14 protein-coding genes and 1 tRNA gene are annotated in these 16,535 nt (G+C 67.9%); 10 read left to right on the forward strand and 5 right to left on the reverse strand.

Annotation, left to right across the window (positions count from 1 at the left end; genetic code table 11):
- The first annotated feature begins 623 nt into the window (after window positions 1–623).
- The 8 genes from dnaN to ACH4NX_RS28665 all read left to right on the forward strand — a co-directional run bounded on the left by dnaN (window position 624) and on the right by ACH4NX_RS28665 (window position 10,682).
- Window positions 624–1,754, forward strand: a complete 1,131-nt coding sequence (dnaN, locus tag ACH4NX_RS28630; RefSeq protein ID WP_351387752.1) for a DNA polymerase III subunit beta — start codon at window positions 624–626, stop codon at window positions 1,752–1,754.
- Window positions 1,755–1,970: 216 nt separating this feature from the next.
- Window positions 1,971–2,846 carry a phosphogluconate dehydrogenase (NAD(+)-dependent, decarboxylating) gene (gene gnd / locus ACH4NX_RS28635; RefSeq protein ID WP_279564440.1) on the forward strand — a complete coding sequence of 292 codons (876 nt, stop codon included), beginning with the start codon at window positions 1,971–1,973 and terminating at the stop codon, window positions 2,844–2,846.
- A 64-nt stretch (window positions 2,847–2,910) separates the two neighbouring features.
- A complete protein-coding gene (recF, locus tag ACH4NX_RS28640; protein WP_351387605.1) occupies window positions 2,911–4,032 on the forward strand; it encodes a DNA replication/repair protein RecF in 1,122 nt (373 codons plus the stop codon).
- Window positions 4,029–4,616 (forward strand): DUF721 domain-containing protein, encoded by a 588-nt coding sequence (locus tag ACH4NX_RS28645; protein ID WP_351387602.1) that lies wholly within the window; start codon window positions 4,029–4,031, stop codon window positions 4,614–4,616. The genes recF and ACH4NX_RS28645 overlap by 4 nt, the downstream gene beginning before the upstream one ends.
- A 435-nt stretch (window positions 4,617–5,051) precedes the next feature.
- Window positions 5,052–7,112 (forward strand): DNA topoisomerase (ATP-hydrolyzing) subunit B, encoded by a 2,061-nt coding sequence (gene gyrB, locus ACH4NX_RS28650; protein WP_351387600.1) that lies wholly within the window; start codon window positions 5,052–5,054, stop codon window positions 7,110–7,112.
- Window positions 7,113–7,154: 42 nt separating this feature from the next.
- Window positions 7,155–9,749 carry a DNA gyrase subunit A gene (gyrA, locus tag ACH4NX_RS28655; protein WP_351387597.1) on the forward strand — a complete coding sequence of 865 codons (2,595 nt, stop codon included), beginning with the start codon at window positions 7,155–7,157 and terminating at the stop codon, window positions 9,747–9,749.
- A gap of 18 nt (window positions 9,750–9,767) precedes the next feature.
- The gene (locus ACH4NX_RS28660) at window positions 9,768–10,505 is read left to right on the forward strand and encodes a DUF3566 domain-containing protein (RefSeq protein ID WP_351387594.1); all 738 of its coding nucleotides are present in this window, start codon (window positions 9,768–9,770) and stop codon (window positions 10,503–10,505) included.
- A gap of 100 nt (window positions 10,506–10,605) precedes the next feature.
- A tRNA-Ile gene (locus ACH4NX_RS28665) sits at window positions 10,606–10,682 on the forward strand.
- A gap of 282 nt (window positions 10,683–10,964) precedes the next feature.
- On the opposite strand, the gene ACH4NX_RS28670 is transcribed toward ACH4NX_RS28665, so the two are convergent.
- The 4 genes from ACH4NX_RS28670 to ACH4NX_RS28685 are packed head-to-tail and all read right to left on the reverse strand — an operon-like array spanning window position 10,965 to window position 13,885.
- Window positions 10,965–12,122, reverse strand: coding sequence for a tyrosine-type recombinase/integrase (locus ACH4NX_RS28670; protein ID WP_351387591.1), 1,158 nt, complete (start codon window positions 12,120–12,122; stop codon window positions 10,965–10,967).
- Window positions 12,122–12,310, reverse strand: coding sequence for a helix-turn-helix domain-containing protein (locus tag ACH4NX_RS28675; RefSeq protein ID WP_351387589.1), 189 nt, complete (start codon window positions 12,308–12,310; stop codon window positions 12,122–12,124). Before ACH4NX_RS28675 ends, ACH4NX_RS28670 begins: the two co-directional genes overlap by 1 nt.
- Window positions 12,307–13,698, reverse strand: a complete 1,392-nt coding sequence (gene repSA, locus ACH4NX_RS28680; protein ID WP_351387586.1) for a replication initiator protein RepSA — start codon at window positions 13,696–13,698, stop codon at window positions 12,307–12,309. Before repSA ends, ACH4NX_RS28675 begins: the two co-directional genes overlap by 4 nt.
- A 4-nt stretch (window positions 13,699–13,702) precedes the next feature.
- On the reverse strand, window positions 13,703–13,885 hold the full coding sequence (locus ACH4NX_RS28685; RefSeq protein ID WP_351387749.1) for a hypothetical protein: 183 nt from the start codon (window positions 13,883–13,885) through the stop codon (window positions 13,703–13,705).
- Window positions 13,886–14,316: 431 nt separating this feature from the next.
- Here ACH4NX_RS28685 and ACH4NX_RS28690 point away from each other — a divergent pair, with 431 nt between their 5' ends.
- Window positions 14,317–14,946 (forward strand): class I SAM-dependent methyltransferase, encoded by a 630-nt coding sequence (locus ACH4NX_RS28690; protein ID WP_351387584.1) that lies wholly within the window; start codon window positions 14,317–14,319, stop codon window positions 14,944–14,946.
- A 58-nt stretch (window positions 14,947–15,004) separates the two neighbouring features.
- Here the strand turns inward: ACH4NX_RS28690 and ACH4NX_RS28695 are convergent, their stop codons facing one another.
- Complete coding sequence (locus ACH4NX_RS28695; protein ID WP_398129066.1) at window positions 15,005–15,262, reverse strand: hypothetical protein; 258 nt, start codon at window positions 15,260–15,262, stop codon at window positions 15,005–15,007.
- A 538-nt stretch (window positions 15,263–15,800) separates the two neighbouring features.
- Here ACH4NX_RS28695 and ACH4NX_RS28700 point away from each other — a divergent pair.
- Window positions 15,801–16,151 carry a peptidase inhibitor family I36 protein gene (locus ACH4NX_RS28700; RefSeq protein ID WP_398153369.1) on the forward strand — a complete coding sequence of 117 codons (351 nt, stop codon included), beginning with the start codon at window positions 15,801–15,803 and terminating at the stop codon, window positions 16,149–16,151.
- Window positions 16,152–16,535 lie beyond the last annotated feature (384 nt).

Raw genomic sequence — 16,535 nt, forward strand, 5'->3', positions numbered from 1 at the left:
GGTTCTCCACAGGCTGTGGACAACGAAAGGATCCACAAGCTGTGCATGAAGTTGTCCACGGGCAACCCACAGGCTGGGCCATGTTGTCCCCAGCCATTCCCGGCTTCTCCACACGGCTGTCCACTGTTCGGCAACCCGACGCGCCCTCTCACCACGTCGAGTGAAAGGCGTCACACCGAGGCCCCTGGTTGAGCTGTGGGAAACATCGGCAAACCTGGGGACGCAGCTGGGGAGAAGTCCCCTCTCCCTGTGCACGGAGTGTGCAGAACTTTCTGTTCTCCACAGACGGGCCTGGTTGTCCACCGGCTCCACCCACAGGCCCGGTGGACAAAATTCCTGGCCTGACCTGGGCAAACGAGGTTATCCACGGTATCCACAGGCCCTACTACTACTAGCGACTAGAGAGAGTGCGGAATCCGTTTCGAAGTGGGCCCTGTGCACAACTCGCCCTCTCGAGCCCGACCGCCCCTCGTCGCGACTTGACCCCGAACGGCACCTACTGTCAGTGGGGTGCGTCAGACTGGTCCCCGGTGTCCTGCCCCTCACCGGGACCGATGACACCGACCCAGACGACGGAAGCCAGGCAGGGCGAGCAGCGCCGGCAACAGCAGGAGGCGGCAACAGTGAAGATCCGGGTGGAACGCGACGTACTCGCGGAGGCAGTGGCCTGGGCGGCTCGCAGCCTCCCGGCCCGTCCGCCGGCGCCGGTCCTCGCGGGCCTGCTGCTGAAGGCCGAGGAGGGGCAGCTGAGCCTGTCCAGCTTCGACTACGAGGTCTCCGCGCGAGTGTCGGTGGAGGCGGAGGTCGAGGAGGAGGGCACAGTCCTCGTCTCGGGCCGTCTGCTCGCCGACATCTCCCGCGCCCTCCCCAACCGGCCGGTGGAGATCTCCACAGACGGTGTACGGGCGACGGTGGTCTGCGGCTCCTCGCGGTTCACCCTCCACACCCTTCCCGTGGAGGAGTACCCGGCGCTGCCGCAGATGCCGGAGGCGACGGGCACGGTCCCCGGCGAGGTCTTCGCCTCGGCCGTGCAGCAGGTCGCCATCGCCGCCGGCCGTGACGACACGCTGCCCGTCCTGACCGGTGTGCGCATCGAGATCGAGGGCGACTCGGTGACGCTGGCCTCCACCGACCGCTACCGCTTCGCGGTCCGCGAGTTCCTGTGGAAGCCGGAGAACCCGGACATCTCCGCGGTCGCCCTGGTGCCCGCCAAGACGCTCCAGGACACCGCCAAGGCGCTGACCAGCGGCGACCAGGTGATCCTGGCGCTGTCCGGCTCGGGCGCGGGCGAGGGCCTGATCGGTTTCGAGGGCGCGGGCCGCCGTACGACGACGCGCCTGCTGGAGGGCGACCTCCCGAAGTACAAGACGCTGTTCCCGACGGAGTTCAACAGCGTCGCCGTGATCGAGACCGCCCCCTTCGTGGAGGCCGTCAAGCGCGTGGCCCTGGTCGCCGAGCGCAACACCCCGGTGCGGCTCAGCTTCGAGCAGGGCGTGCTCATCCTGGAGGCCGGCTCCAGCGACGACGCACAGGCTGTGGAGAGGGTGGACGCCCAGCTGGAGGGCGACGACATCTCGATCGCCTTCAACCCGACGTTCCTGCTGGACGGTCTGAGCGCGATCGACTCGCCGGTGGCGCAGCTGTCCTTCACGACGTCCACGAAGCCGGCGCTGCTCAGTGGCAGGCCCGCGGTGGACGCCGAGGCGGACGAGGCCTACAAGTACCTGATCATGCCGGTGCGGCTGAGCGGCTGAGCCCTCGGGACTCGGCGTCGGTCGCCGATCGTCCACGGTCGTCCACAGGGTGAGGGGAAACCCGCAGGTGAGGGCGTACGTATGAGCGCGTACGCCCACAGCTGTGCACGGGCGTCCGGGTTTAGGCTCGGACGTGGGTACGAAAGTGCCGCGGCACGCATCCGGCGGGCAAGGACGTGCCGTCCCGCCACCTCGCACACCTAAGGAACGCAACTGATGGAGCTCGGTCTCGTCGGCCTCGGCAAGATGGGCGGCAACATGCGCGAGCGGATCCGCCGCGCGGGCCACACCGTCGTCGGATACGACCGCAATCCGGACCTCGCCGACGTCCACAGCCTGGAAGAGCTCGTGGGCAAGCTCAGCGCCCCGCGGGTGGTCTGGGTCATGGTTCCGGCCGGGGAGGCCACCCAGGCCACCGTCGACCGGCTCGGGGAGCTGCTGGAGCCCGGTGACGTCGTCGTGGACGGTGGGAACTCCCGCTGGACGGACGACGAGAAGCACGCCGAGGAGCTGGCGGCCAAGGGCATAGGCTTCGTCGACTGCGGCGTCTCCGGCGGCGTGTGGGGCCTGGAGAACGGCTACGCGCTGATGTACGGCGGCGACGCGGAGAACGTCGCCCGGGTGCAGCCGGTCTTCGACGCCCTCAAGCCGGAGGGCGACTTCGGCGCCGTGCACGCCGGCAAGGTGGGCGCGGGCCACTTCGCGAAGATGGTCCACAACGGCATCGAGTACGCGATGATGCAGGCCTACGCCGAGGGCTGGGAGCTGCTGGAGAAGGTCGACTCCGTGGAGAACGTCCGCGAGGTCTTCCGGTCCTGGCAGGAGGGCACGGTGATCCGCTCCTGGCTGCTGGACCTGGCCGTCAACGCGCTCGACGAGGACGAGCACCTGGGCGGGCTGCGGGGCTACGCGCAGGACTCCGGTGAGGGACGCTGGACGGTGGAGGCCGCGATCGACAACGCGGTGCCGCTGCCGGCGATCACGGCGTCGCTGTTCGCGCGGTTCGCGTCCCGGCAGGACGACTCGCCGCAGATGAAGATGATCGCCGCGCTGCGCAATCAGTTCGGCGGGCACGCGGTCGAGAAGAAGTAGGCAGTACCCGAGGGTCTACGCCTGAAGGTCAACACCCGAAGGTTGGGGAGGTCGGCGAACGACCATGCACGTCACGCATCTGTCGCTGGCCGACTTCCGTTCGTACGCCCGGGTCGAGGTCCCGCTGGACCCGGGCGTCACCGCCTTCGTCGGGCCGAACGGGCAGGGGAAGACGAATCTCGTCGAGGCGGTCGGTTACCTCGCCACGCTCGGCAGTCACCGGGTCTCCTCCGACGCGCCCCTGGTCCGCATGGGCGCCGAGCGTGCGGTGATCCGCGCTCAGGTCAAGCAGGGCGAGCGGCAGCAGCTGATCGAGCTGGAGCTGAACCCGGGCCGCGCCAACCGTGCCCGTATCAACAGGTCCTCGCAGGTCAGGCCGCGTGATGTGCTCGGCATCGTGCGTACGGTGCTGTTCGCGCCCGAGGATCTCGCGCTGGTGAAGGGCGACCCCGGTGAGCGGCGCCGCTTCCTGGACGAGCTGATCACGGCCCGCTCGCCGCGCATGGCCGGGGTGCGTTCCGACTACGACCGGGTGCTCAAGCAGCGCAACACCCTGCTGAAGTCGGCCGCGCTCGCCCGTCGTCACGGCGGCCGCACGATGGACCTGTCCACGCTCGACGTGTGGGACCAGCACCTGGCGCGGGTGGGTGCCGAGCTGCTCGCGCAGCGGCTGGATCTGATCGCCGCGGTGCAGCCGCTGGCGGACAAGGCGTACGAGCAGCTGGCCCCGGGCGGGGGCCCCGTCGCCCTGGAGTACAAGCCGTCGGCGCCCGGTGAGGCGCACACGCGTGAGGATCTCTACGAGCAGCTGATGGCCGCGTTCGCCGAGGTGCGCAAGCAGGAGATCGAGCGGGGCGTCACCCTGGTGGGTCCGCACCGGGACGATCTGCTTCTCCGGCTCGGCTCGCTGCCCGCGAAGGGGTACGCCTCCCACGGCGAGTCCTGGTCGTATGCGCTGGCGCTGCGGCTGGCGTCGTTCGACCTGCTGCGGGCGGAGGGCAACGAGCCCGTGCTCGTCCTGGACGACGTCTTCGCCGAGTTGGACGCGCGGCGGCGGGAGCGGCTGGCCGAGTTGGTGGCCCCGGGGGAGCAGGTGCTGGTGACGGCCGCGGTCGACGACGACGTACCGGATGTGCTGGCGGGGGCGCGGTTCGCGGTGGCGGAGGGGGCGGTGGAGCGCGTATGAGCGCGGACGGACCGGCCTCCAAAGGGCCTCCCGGGGGCAGCGGCAGTGGCGAAGGAAACGGCAGCGGCAAGGGCCCGGAGCCGTCGGGTGTGGATCTCGCGCGGGTGGCGCTCAGGGCGGCGCGGGAGGCGGCTCGCGCGCGTGGGGACGCGGCGCAGCAGAAGAAGCAGGCGCGGCGTGGGGGCCTGCGCTCCGGCGCGCGTGCCGACGGTCGTGACCCCATGGCGCTGGGTTCGGCGATCAACCGGCTGATCACCGAGCGCGGCTGGGAGACGCCGGCCGCGGTGGGCGGTGTGATGGGCCGGTGGCCGCAGATCGTCGGTGAGGACGTGGCGAAGCACTGTGTGCCGGAGCGGTACGACGAGGACGAGCGGGTGCTGGTCGTCCGTTGTGACTCGACGGCCTGGGCGACGAATCTGCGGTTGCTCGCGCCGACGCTGGTGGCCCGGCTCAACGAGGATCTCGGGCATGGGTCGGTGCGCATGATCAAGGTGCTGGGCCCCGGTGGTCCCGGTGGTCCCGGGCGTCGTTACGGGCCGCTGCGCGCCCCTGGGAGCCGGGGTCCGGGTGACACCTACGGGTGACGCGGAGGGTGCTCTGACGCCCCGTCAGACGTGGGTGATGTACCTCACATAATTGGGCGTCAGTGGGTGGTGTGAACCGTTGGCGCCCCCTCTGCCGCATCACCGCACACGGTTGCGAATCGCGATCTGACTCCCAAGTAGCCAAGGGTTGACGCCTCGAAGCGCTGAGTGCCGTTGTGAGCCTCTTGAGGCCCCCTTCCGCATATCGGGAGTCGGACGAGCCTCGTTCAGGGCGGCACATGCGGACTCAGGTACCGGCAAACCCCCATCAGTGTCAGTGCTACCGGTAGAATGGAAGACAATCCCGCCCCGAACGTGGGGACCGTCCGGGACAAGCTGAGCAACGCTGATCAAGGCTTACCAACGCAACATGCCGCAGCCGCTCCGGCAATCCGCCGACGAGCCCGGCTCGTGCTGTGCCAGAAAGGGCGCTTCGTGGCCGATTCCGGCAACCCCAACGAGAACAACCCGTCCACCGACACCGGCGTGAACGAAGCGGTGAGCACCCCGAACGGCGAGGCTCCCGCCTCGTACGACGCCAGTGCCATCACCGTCCTCGAGGGTCTGGACGCGGTCCGCAAGCGACCCGGTATGTACATCGGATCAACCGGTGAACGTGGCCTGCATCACCTGGTGCAGGAGGTCGTGGACAACTCCGTCGACGAGGCGCTGGCCGGCTACGCGGACACGGTCGACGTCACGATCCTCGCCGACGGCGGTGTCCGGGTCGTCGACAACGGCCGTGGTATCCCGGTGGGCATCGTCCCCTCCGAGGGCAAGCCCGCCGTCGAGGTCGTGCTGACCGTGCTGCACGCGGGCGGCAAGTTCGGCGGCGGCGGTTACGCGGTCTCCGGTGGTCTGCACGGTGTGGGTGTGTCCGTCGTCAACGCCCTTTCCACGAGGGTCGCGGTGGAGGTCAGGACCGACGGCTACCGCTGGACGCAGGACTACAAGCTGGGTGTCCCCACGGCACCGCTGGTTCGGCACGAGGCCACCGAGGAGACCGGCACGTCGGTCACCTTCTGGGCCGACGGTGACATCTTCGAGACCACCGACTACTCCTTCGAGACGCTGTCCCGGCGCTTCCAGGAGATGGCCTTCCTCAACAAGGGCCTGAAGATCAACCTCACCGACGAGCGCGAGTCGGCGAAGGCGACCGCCGGTGCGGACGAGGCGGGCGAGGACGAGAAGCACGAGGTCAAGACCGTCGCGTACCACTACGAGGGCGGCATCGTCGACTTCGTGAAGTACCTCAACTCCCGCAAGGGAGAGCTGGTGCACCCCACCGTGATCGACCTCGAGGCCGAGGACAAGGACAAGAGCCTGTCCCTCGAGATCGCGATGCAGTGGAACGGCGGCTACACCGAGGGTGTCTACTCCTTCGCCAACATCATCCACACCCACGAGGGCGGTACGCACGAGGAGGGCTTCCGTGCGGCGCTGACCTCGCTCATCAACAAGTACGCGCGCGACAAGCGGCTGCTGCGCGAGAAGGACGACAACCTCACGGGCGACGACATCCGCGAGGGTCTGACGGCGATCATCTCGGTGAAGCTGGGTGAGCCGCAGTTCGAGGGCCAGACCAAGACCAAGCTGGGCAACACGGAGGTCAAGACCTTCGTCCAGCGGGTGGTCTACGAGCACCTGGCCGACTGGCTCGACCGCAACCCGAACGAGGCCGCGGACATCATCCGCAAGGGCATCCAGGCGGCCACCGCGCGCGTGGCGGCCCGCAAGGCCCGTGACCTGACCCGCCGCAAGGGCCTGCTGGAGACGGCGTCGCTGCCGGGCAAGCTCTCGGACTGCCAGTCGAACGACCCGACCAAGTGTGAGATCTTCATCGTCGAGGGCGACTCCGCCGGCGGCTCGGCCAAGTCCGGCCGGAACCCGCAGTACCAGGCGATCCTCCCGATCCGCGGCAAGATCCTCAACGTCGAGAAGGCGCGCATCGACCGGATCCTGCAGAACCAGGAGATCCAGGCGATGATCTCCGCGTTCGGCACGGGGGTGCACGAGGACTTCGACATCGAGAAGCTCCGCTATCACAAGATCATTCTGATGGCGGACGCCGACGTCGACGGCCAGCACATCAACACCCTGCTGCTGACCTTCCTGTTCCGCTTCATGCGGCCGCTGGTCGAGGCCGGGCACGTGTACCTGTCCCGTCCGCCGCTCTACAAGATCAAGTGGGGCCGGGACGACTTCGAGTACGCGTACTCCGACCGCGAGCGCGACGCGCTGATCGAGATGGGCCGCAGCGCCGGCAAGCGCATCCGCGAGGACTCCGTGCAGCGCTTCAAGGGCCTCGGTGAGATGAACGCCGAGGAGCTGCGCATCACGACCATGGACCAGGAGCACCGCGTCCTCGGCCAGGTCACGCTGGACGACGCCGCGCAGGCCGACGACCTGTTCTCGGTGCTGATGGGCGAGGACGTCGAGGCACGGCGCCAGTTCATCCAGCGCAACGCCAAGGACGTCCGCTTCCTCGACATCTGAGTCGGTCTCAGCTGACCGCACCAGGAAGGACCTTCACCAGCAATGACCGACGAGAACACTCCTGTGACGACGCCCGAGGGTGACGCCCTGGCCATGCGTGTCGAGCCCGTGGGGCTCGAGACGGAGATGCAGCGCTCCTACCTCGACTACGCGATGTCCGTCATCGTCTCGCGCGCGCTGCCCGACGTCCGCGACGGTCTCAAGCCCGTCCACCGCCGTGTGCTGTACGCCATGTACGACGGCGGCTACCGCCCCGAGCGCGGCTTCTACAAGTGCGCCCGCGTCGTCGGCGACGTCATGGGCAACTACCACCCGCACGGCGACAGCTCCATCTACGACGCCCTGGTGCGCCTCGCCCAGCCGTGGTCGATGCGCATGCCGCTCGTCGACTCCAACGGCAACTTCGGTTCGCCGGGCAACGACCCGGCGGCGGCCATGCGGTACACCGAGTGCAAGATGGCGCCGCTGGCCATGGAGATGGTCCGTGACATCGACGAGGAGACCGTCGACTTCACGGACAACTACGACGGCCGCTCCCAGGAGCCGACCGTCCTGCCCGCCCGCTTCCCGAACCTGCTGATCAACGGCTCGGCCGGGATCGCGGTCGGTATGGCGACCAACATCCCGCCGCACAACCTGCGCGAGGTCGCGGCCGGCGCCCAGTGGTACCTGGAGAACTACGAGGCCTCGCACGAGGACCTGCTCGACGCGCTCATCGAGCGCATCAAGGGCCCGGACTTCCCGACCGGCGCGCTGGTGGTGGGCCGCACGGGCATCGAGGAGGCCTACCGCACCGGTCGCGGCTCGATCACCATGCGCGCGGTGGTCGAGGTCGAGGAGATCCAGAACCGTCAGTGCCTGGTGGTCACGGAGCTGCCGTACCAGACCAACCCGGACAACCTCGCGCAGAAGATCGCCGACCTGGTGAAGGACGGCAAGATCGGCGGCATCGCGGACGTCCGTGACGAGACGTCGTCCCGCACCGGCCAGCGCCTGGTCATCGTGCTCAAGCGGGACGCGGTCGCCAAGGTCGTCCTGAACAACCTGTACAAGCACACGGACCTGCAGTCGAACTTCAGCGCCAACATGCTGGCCCTGGTCGACGGTGTCCCGCGCACCCTGTCCCTGGACGCGTTCATCCGCCACTGGGTGAACCACCAGATCGAGGTCATCGTCCGGCGTACGAAGTTCCGCCTGCGCAAGGCCGAGGAGCGGGCGCACATCCTGCGCGGCCTGCTGAAGGCCCTGGACGCCATCGACGAGGTCATCGCGCTGATCCGGCGCAGTGACACGGTGGAGATCGCCCGCGGCGGCCTGATGGACCTGCTGGAGATCGACGAGATCCAGGCCAACGCGATCCTGGAGATGCAGCTGCGCCGACTGGCGGCCCTGGAACGCCAGAAGATCGTCCGGGAGCACGACGAGCTCCAGGCGAAGATCACCGAGTACAGGGAGATCCTGTCCTCCCCGGTCCGCCAGCGGAGGATCGTCGGCGAGGAACTGGCCGCGCTCGTCGAGAAGTTCGGCGACGACCGCAAGACCAAGCTGATCCCGTACGAGGGCGACATGTCCATCGAGGACCTGATCGCCGAGGAGGACATCGTCGTCACGGTCACCCGTGGCGGTTACATCAAGCGCACCAAGACCGACGACTACCGGGCCCAGAAGCGCGGGGGCAAGGGCGTACGGGGCACGAAGCTCAAGGAAGACGACATCGTCAACCACTTCTTCGTGTCCACCACGCACCACTGGCTGCTCTTCTTCACCAACAAGGGCCGGGTCTACCGCGCGAAGGCCTACGAGCTGCCCGACGCCGGCCGCGACGCGCGCGGTCAGCACGTGGCGAACCTGCTGGCCTTCCAGCCGGACGAGTCGATCGCCCAGATCCGCGCGATCCGCGACTACGAGGCGGTGCCCTACCTGGTCCTGGCCACCAAGGCCGGCCTGGTGAAGAAGACGCCGCTGAAGGACTACGACTCGCCGCGCTCGGGCGGTGTGATCGCCATCAACCTGCGTGAGCAGGCGGACGGTTCCGACGACGAACTGATCGGTGCGGAACTGGTCTCCGCCGAGGACGATCTCCTGCTGATCAGTAGGAAGGCGCAGTCGATCAGGTTCACCGCCTCGGACGACACGCTGCGTCCGATGGGCCGTGCCACCTCGGGCGTAAAGGGCATGAGTTTCCGCGAAGGGGACGAACTGCTCTCGATGAATGTTGTTCGAGCCGGTACGTTCGTGTTCACTGCCACTGACGGCGGTTACGCGAAGCGGACCTCTGTCGACGAGTACCGGGTCCAGGGCCGCGGCGGCCTCGGCATCAAGGCTGCCAAAATCGTCGAGGACCGTGGATCGCTCGTGGGCGCGCTGGTGGTCGAGGAGCACGACGAGATCCTCGCCATCACACTCTCGGGCGGTGTGATTCGTACGCGAGTCAGCGGGGTCAGGGAGACGGGCCGTGACACCATGGGCGTTCAACTGATCAATCTGGGCAAGCGCGATGCCGTCGTCGGCATCGCACGCAACGCCGAGGCGGGACGCGAGGCGGAGGAGGTCGACGGCGATGTGGTCGTCGACGAGACCGCCGAGGGTGCCGCGACCACCGGCACGGACGAGGGTGAGGCGCCCTCGACCGAGTAGCACGAGGAGAGAGTCATCGTGAGCGGAGCCACGGGCGCCGGATCGGCCGGTACCTCCAGGGGTACGGAAACGGGCGGCGGCGGCCGTGGCTCCGCCGCGCGTGCGACGGATTCGCACACGACTCAACTGCGCAAGATCGACGACGGCGCGGCCGATTCGAACCCGGCGAGCTCGTCCAAGACGCATGGATCCCAGGGGGGAACTGTGACGGACACCCGAGGCCAGCAGACACAAGCGGCGGCCTCGCCGCTGCCGGGAGAACGGCAGCCCCAGCAGCCCGGCGGGCCGTACCACCCGCCGCAGGCCTACCAGACCCAGGGCACCCAGGGGGGCAACGCGTCCGCCACCGTGCGCCGCCCGCGAACCGGCGCACGCACCACGCCCCGCGTCCGCAAGGCACGCCTGCGCGTGTCGAAGGCCGACCCCTGGTCGGTGATGAAGGTCAGCTTCCTGCTCTCCATCGCGCTCGGCATCTGCACGATCGTCGCGTCCGCCGTGCTGTGGATGGTCATGGACGCCATGGGCGTCTTCTCGTCGGTCGGCAGCACGGTCTCCGAGGCGACCGGCTCGAACGAGTCCAACGGCTTCGACCTGCAGTCGTTCCTCTCGCTGAGCAACGTGCTGCTGTTCACGACGGTCATCGCGGTCATCGACGTCGTCCTCGCGACGGCACTGGCCACGCTCGGCGCGTTCATCTACAACCTGTCCGCCGGCTTCGTCGGCGGCGTGGAGCTGACGCTCGCCGAGGACGAGTGATCGTCGCCCGGCGGCCTCGCGCCAACCGATTTTGGGACTGCCCGCCTCGTGCGCTAATCTTCAGGAGTCAGCGCGCGGGACATACACCGCAGAGCGCGGCGGGGCTATAGCTCAGTTGGTTAGAGCGCATCCCTGATAAGGATGAGGCCACAGGTTCAAATCCTGTTAGCCCCACCAGCGAGAAGACCCCCAGTCGGTAGCGGCTGGGGGTCTTTGACATCCACGGCTGACATCAACGGCGGTCACGGAACCGGCCTCAGCTTCCCAGCGTCGTGCTTGGTACGGATGCTGCGCTGAGGAGGGCTGTGGAAGGCGATCCGCCATGGTGGGTGATCTTCGTGATCTCGGCCGGAGTGACAGTGGTCCTTGGGGCAGTCTTCCTGTCCGTGGTCGGGGTAGTGGCACTCAGCGTGACGTGTGTACGCAGCAGGTTCCGCCGTCGGCCATCTACTGGACGCGTCAGCCGATGAGTGGATCTTCCAGAAGCTCGGCGAGCATGCCCACCGCTTCGCGCTCACTGTCGCCCACGACGTGCGTGTAGACGTCCATGGTCATGCTGATCTGGCTGTGCCGGAGGATGGCCTGAGCGACCTTGGGGTGCACCTTCAGGAAGGCCAGCAGGGTTCCGCAGGTGTGCCGAGCAAGGCGGACCGTGATCCGGCGGACGCCGGCGCGCTTGACGAGCCGATCGAAAGTGCGGGAGAAGCCCACCGGGTCGATCATGCCGCCGTGCTCCGAGGAGAAGATCAGGTCGTGATCCGGCTCCTGCGACCAGTGCTCACCCGCGATCTTCCGTTCCAGCTCTTGCAGCTCATGCCGCTCATGCAGGACACGGGCGCAGAACTCGGGGAGCGGGAGCACGGCCTGTGAAGACTCCGTCTTGAGGTCCTTGAGGACCAGACCGACGCCCTTGACACGCTGCACCTGCTTGACCGGGGTGAAGCGGCCGACCTCGAAGTCGACGTCTTGCCAGCGCAGCCCGAGCACCTCGCTACGGCGAAGCCCGAGGACCAGGACGAGGACGCAGGCCGCGTAGAGCCGGTGGGCACGGACCGAGCGCAGGAACGCGATAGCCTCCCGGGCGTTCCACGCCGTGCCCCTGTCCTTGCTGACCTTGGGCATGTCGACGAGAAGCGCGACGTTCCGCGTGACCAGCTCCTCGCGCATGGCCCGGTTGAGGGCGTTGCGGAGCACACGCAGGACCTCGAAACGGGCCGAGGCGCCGACCTTCTCCCGGGTCAGCGTGGCCATGAACGCCCGGATCTGTGCCGGGGTGAGCTTGACCAGTGGTTTCTTGCCGAGATGCGGCAGCAGGTAGAGCCGCACCTTGGACTCGTACTTCACGTACGTGTTGTGCTCGCGCTCCGGAGCGACGATGTGCTCCAGCCAGTAGGCCAGCCACTCCCCGAGCGTCCAGGACCGGGAGGGCACGGGAATGCCGTTGCGCTCCTGGTCCTGGAGCTTGCCCAGCTTCTCGTTCGCCTCGTCCCACGTCCGGCCGTACACGTACTTCCGGACACGGTTGCCGTCCGTGTCGGTCACGTACGCGGCGCCCTGGTACCGGCCATCGGACCGCTTGGTGATCGTGCCGCCGCCATTGGGCCGACGCTTAGCCATCAGGCAGCCTCTCCGATCTGGCCGGTGATGAAGTCGCGGACCGCTTGGTCGGGGATGCGGCGGCACCCGTCGACCTTGATGGACACGAGACGGTGGGTGCGTATCAGGTCGTAGACCTTGGTCCGGCCCACCTTCAGCCGCGCCATGACCTCGGGCACGGTCAGCAGTTCCGGGGTAGCGGTGGTCATGTAGCGGCTCCTTCCAGGTCGAGCAGGGCGGGTAGTTCCTCGCGGGCGGTTTCGCGGTTGTGCTGGATGTCGCGGCGGATGTTGGCGGCGAGCCAGGATTCGCCGGGGGTGTGGCCGTGGCCGGCGTAGGTCCAGTGGGCGAGGGTGAGCGTGGTGGCTTCCTCGTCGTCGGGGTCGGGCAGGCCGAGGGCGGCGGGTTGCTGGGCTGCGCGGTAGTCGGCGCGGGTCTGGCGTAGTTCGCCGAGGGTGGTGGAGTAGCGGCGGGACTTGGTGGAGAAGTGGCCGCGGAAGCCGAGCATGTGGGCCCAGTCGCGGAGCTTGCGGTCCGGGTAGTGCGCGTGGAGGTTGAGGCACGCTTCGATCAGCCGGCGGGGATGGTCGGCGACGCCGAGGAGGACCAGGGCTTCCTTGTTGCCGATGCGGCGGTCGACCGTTCCGGTGGTCTCGGCGGCCTTGGTGGCGTACTTGGCGACGTAGGAGGCGACGGCCTGTTCAGTGATGTCCTCGCCGTCGCCGAAGGCCCGGATGGGGCGTACGTCGAGCTGTGTGCCCCATCGCAGAGTTCGGGCGGGCTGGTCTCCGGCCGGGGGCACGTCGACTTCCACGCGGGCGGCAGCGGCATGGATTGCGTCGGTGAGCAGGTCGAGGGTGGCCCACGCCGGCGGCGGATCGTCGGGCCCGTCGGGACCGTCGAAGCGGATCACGGCATGGAAGTGCACGGCGCCGCGCTTCTGGTCCTCGGCGACCTTGCCGAAGGAGACCCGGGACTGTTCCTTCGCGGCCTTCTGGGTGAGGCCGGCGCGCTTGGCGATCTCGCGGCGCAGGTAGATCGTGAAGTAGCGCCACAGGTCGGAGGCGTGGTTGTTCCACAGCACGGCGCCCGCGTAGTCGTACGCGTCGGGGTCGAGCGGTGTACCCAGCTCGGGGGCGTCCTCGGCGTGACGGGTGCCGCAGCGGCAGGGCCGGTTGCCGGGCCGGTTGTGGACCGGTCCGAAGGAGGGCGCCGTCAGGGTGGCGAACACCCGCGGGTGATCCCGGATCGTGTGCGGGGTGCCCTTGGCTGGGTCGCCGACGAGGCCCGCCCGGATGAGGTGGTAGGTGTCGCCGGCGTAGGTCCAGGCGCAAGCAGGGCAGCGGGAGGCCCGACGGTTGCCGCAGGCGAGGCGGAGTCGTCCGCCCGGCTCGGAGTCGGTCGAGTAGCAATGCAGAACCTGCCCCGTGGCAGCGTCGCGAGTGACGGTCGAGCCCATCAGGTGGATGGGGTCGGAACAGCCACCAGTGCGGCGGATCTGGTTCTGGAAGCGGTCGAAGCCGGTGGACCCGGCCAGCCTCAGCACGTCGGCGAGGGTGGCCGGGTCCAGGCCCGCCATCGTGGCGGTGTTGGTCACGTGGTCACCGCCCGATGTGGTGCAGGTTGGCGGCGGGGACGGTGTGGCCGGTGCCCTGGCAGGTCGGGCAGGTGACACGGAGGGTGGCACGGGTGCCGTCGGTGTGGCGGGTGCCGGTGGTGATGGCGACGGTGGCGAAGCCGTCGCAGTCGCGGCAGACGCGCGTGTTCTGGGCGTGCTGGGGCATCATGGGGCTTCCCTTTCGGGTCCGTCGGATCTGGATGGGTGTAGGCGCCCGGAGCGGCGGACGTTTGGCGACCGAGGCCGCTCCGGGGGCCGTTCAGTTGTGGACGTTGCGCCTTCCGTGGCCCTTGGCCGCGTACATGCCGGCGTCGGCCGCGGACAGAGCGTCGGTGAGGGCGGGGACCGGCAGGTTGGCGCGGTGGCAGAGGCCGACCGAGGCGGAAACCGGCAGAAGGTGACCGTCGAAGGCGACCGGCCGGCCGAGGGTGGCTTGCAGTGCCGTCGTGCCGGGGGTGCGGGCGGGGTCGGTGACGATGGCGGCGAACTCTTCTCTGAACTACCGAGGGTGCCCCGTGCTCAGGTGAGGGGACGATCAGTCCTGAGAGGAGGGACCGGAGAGCGGCTGCGAACTGCCAGGGTGTTAGTTTCCTTCCCGTGTTAAGACACCAGGACGAGACCAGGGCGGCCTATGACGGGGTCGTCGACCTGTACGCGTCGATGTTCGCTAATCGGCTGGAGACGCAGCCATTCGCGCGGAACATGATCGGCACCTTCGCCGAGCTCGTGCGTGCCTCGGGGAACCTGCGGGCAGCCGACGTCGGGTGCGGTCCCGGTCATCTGACGGCCATGCTGCACGACTTGGGGCTGGACGCCTTCGGACTCGACCTCTCCCCGGCGATGGTCGCCCACGCCCGGCGAGCCCATCCGGCGCTGCGATTCGACGAAGCGCGAATGGAAGCCCTGCCTGCCGAGGACGGCGCACTCGGCGGAGTGCTGGCCCACTACTCGATGATCCATACCCCACCTGGAGAATTGCCCGCGCTACTCGCCGAGCAGGTGCGTGTCCTGGCACCAGAGGGCCTGCTCCTGGTGTCCTTCTTCGGGACCGAGGGACCGGAGCCGGTCCGCTTCGACCACAAGGTGACGCCCGCCTATAGCTGGCCGGCGGACCGGTTCGCCGAGCTGCTCGCCGAGGCCGGACTCGTCACGTTCGCCCGGCTGCTCCACGACCCAGCGTCCGAGCGGGGCTTCCTCGACACCCATTTGCTGGCCCGCCGCCCGTAGGGCGTGGCTCGTGGCCTGGATCGGGGTGGTGTAGATCATCTGCGTGGATGAGGCTCGACTAACTTGAAGGTCCTCTTGCCGTACTGATTCGTGTCGCGATCTGGCTGAAGCGCGGCATGCCGAGATCGATCACTTGGCGTTGACGGACTTGCTCTGCATCGAGCTGGGTGAGCTTCTCCTCTGCGCTGGCGAGGCCGACTTGGAGTCCTTCGATCTCACCGAGCCATCCCTCCTGTTCGGCTTCGGTGATTCGGGCGATCAGGTTGTCGCGAATCTCGACGAGGCGGTGTCTCTGAGCCGGATCCGGTCGGAGCATGGAGCATCGAATACAAGCGTGTTCGTGGATGCATGGAGTGCCGAAAGCGCGAGCGCAGATCCCGATGGACAGTTTGCGTCGCTCGAAATGCCCGAGGAAGGCGTCCCACTCCTCGTTGGTTGGGGTTCGGTACTCCTCGCTGGGACGCAGCGCTCGGCGCCGCGCGATGAACGCGCGATGCGCCTCGATCGCCTCGCTGGGGTAGATGGCGTTGTACGACGGCGGACGGGATGGGAGCTGGGGAGAATGGTGGGTTAAGGCGGCGGGGTGTCTGGCCGGAGTTCAGGGGGTGTTGAGGCGATCCCAGAGGACGGTGGCGAGCGAAGGGCGCTGTGCCGTCTTGTCGCGTGTCACCTCACGCACCACCCTAAATAGTTATAGGTAGCCGTGGAGGGCGTGAGTTCCTACGGTGGTGGCTCTGCTGGCGATAGCTGATCAGGCTCTATGGCGAGCACGCCATGTGATCCGTGGGGGATGAAGTATGAAGAGAATTCGTGCTGTCCGTGCCAAGGCGGGCCTGTTTGCAGGCGCCGTTGTGATGGCAGGCCTGAGCGTCGGCCCCGCTCCAGCGCAGGCAGCAGGCAGGTACGAGTGCGACACGGGGTACGTCTGCTTCTACTCGATGGCCAATGGCTACGGGGAGAAGTGTTCATGGGAGGGAAGCGACGCCATCTGGCGGGTTAGCCCGGGTGTCTGCTCATGGGGCCACTACGACTCGGCCGGTTCCGTTTTCAACAACGGGACGAGCGGCATGGACGTGCTCTACTACGACCAGGCCGGGCAGCACGGCGCAGACAAGGTGGGCTGCGTCTCCAAGGGCGAGAAGAAGAACATTTCCGGCACGCACTACCTGGCTTCCCACAAGTGGGTCGGCGGTACCAACTGCTGAGGAAGGCAGTTGAAGGTGAGCTGCCTTGGCGAGACTGTGCCTGAAGCGAATAGTGCCAGGCACCAGCTTGCGTTAAGGAAGTGGGCCGCTCGTATGCTGAGTTGGTTTTGTCAAGGACGCCCCCCTCATCGCTGACACCAGCGGCTGACACCAACAAGGGCGAACAGCAGCGGTCAGCGGTGAATGCCGACGGACGTCCAACCGGAGCCTGAAGCGGGTTGACCGAGGCCCACAGACCCTCATGATCGGCCTGATAAGGATGAGGCCACAGGTTCAAATCCTGTTAGCTTCGAAGTTTCGTGATGGGCCGCCGACGGAGTCGGTGGCCCGTTTTCGTGCCGTGAGCTGAGGGTGGGCAGGCCGAGGGCCCGAGCGTCGTCTCGG

It is taken from the genome of Streptomyces sp. NPDC017225, from assembly GCF_044331465.1.
Lineage (GTDB): Bacteria > Actinomycetota > Actinomycetes > Streptomycetales > Streptomycetaceae > Streptomyces.

What these genes read in the sequence shown, in the direction of transcription:
- gnd (WP_279564440.1), top strand. Translation starts at nt 1,971, where the DNA reads ATGGAGCTCGGTCTCGTCGGCCTCGGCAAGATGGGCGGCAACATGCGC.
- recF (WP_351387605.1), top strand. Translation starts at nt 2,911, where the DNA reads ATGCACGTCACGCATCTGTCGCTGGCCGACTTCCGTTCGTACGCCCGG.
- ACH4NX_RS28645 (WP_351387602.1), top strand. Translation starts at nt 4,029, where the DNA reads ATGAGCGCGGACGGACCGGCCTCCAAAGGGCCTCCCGGGGGCAGCGGC.
- gyrA (WP_351387597.1), top strand. Translation starts at nt 7,155, where the DNA reads ATGACCGACGAGAACACTCCTGTGACGACGCCCGAGGGTGACGCCCTG.
- ACH4NX_RS28670 (WP_351387591.1), bottom strand. Translation starts at nt 12,122, where the DNA reads ATGGCTAAGCGTCGGCCCAATGGCGGCGGCACGATCACCAAGCGGTCC.
- ACH4NX_RS28675 (WP_351387589.1), bottom strand. Translation starts at nt 12,310, where the DNA reads ATGACCACCGCTACCCCGGAACTGCTGACCGTGCCCGAGGTCATGGCG.
- ACH4NX_RS28685 (WP_351387749.1), bottom strand. Translation starts at nt 13,885, where the DNA reads ATGCCCCAGCACGCCCAGAACACGCGCGTCTGCCGCGACTGCGACGGC.
- ACH4NX_RS28695 (WP_398129066.1), bottom strand. Translation starts at nt 15,262, where the DNA reads ATGCTCCGACCGGATCCGGCTCAGAGACACCGCCTCGTCGAGATTCGC.
- ACH4NX_RS28700 (WP_398153369.1), top strand. Translation starts at nt 15,801, where the DNA reads ATGGCAGGCCTGAGCGTCGGCCCCGCTCCAGCGCAGGCAGCAGGCAGG.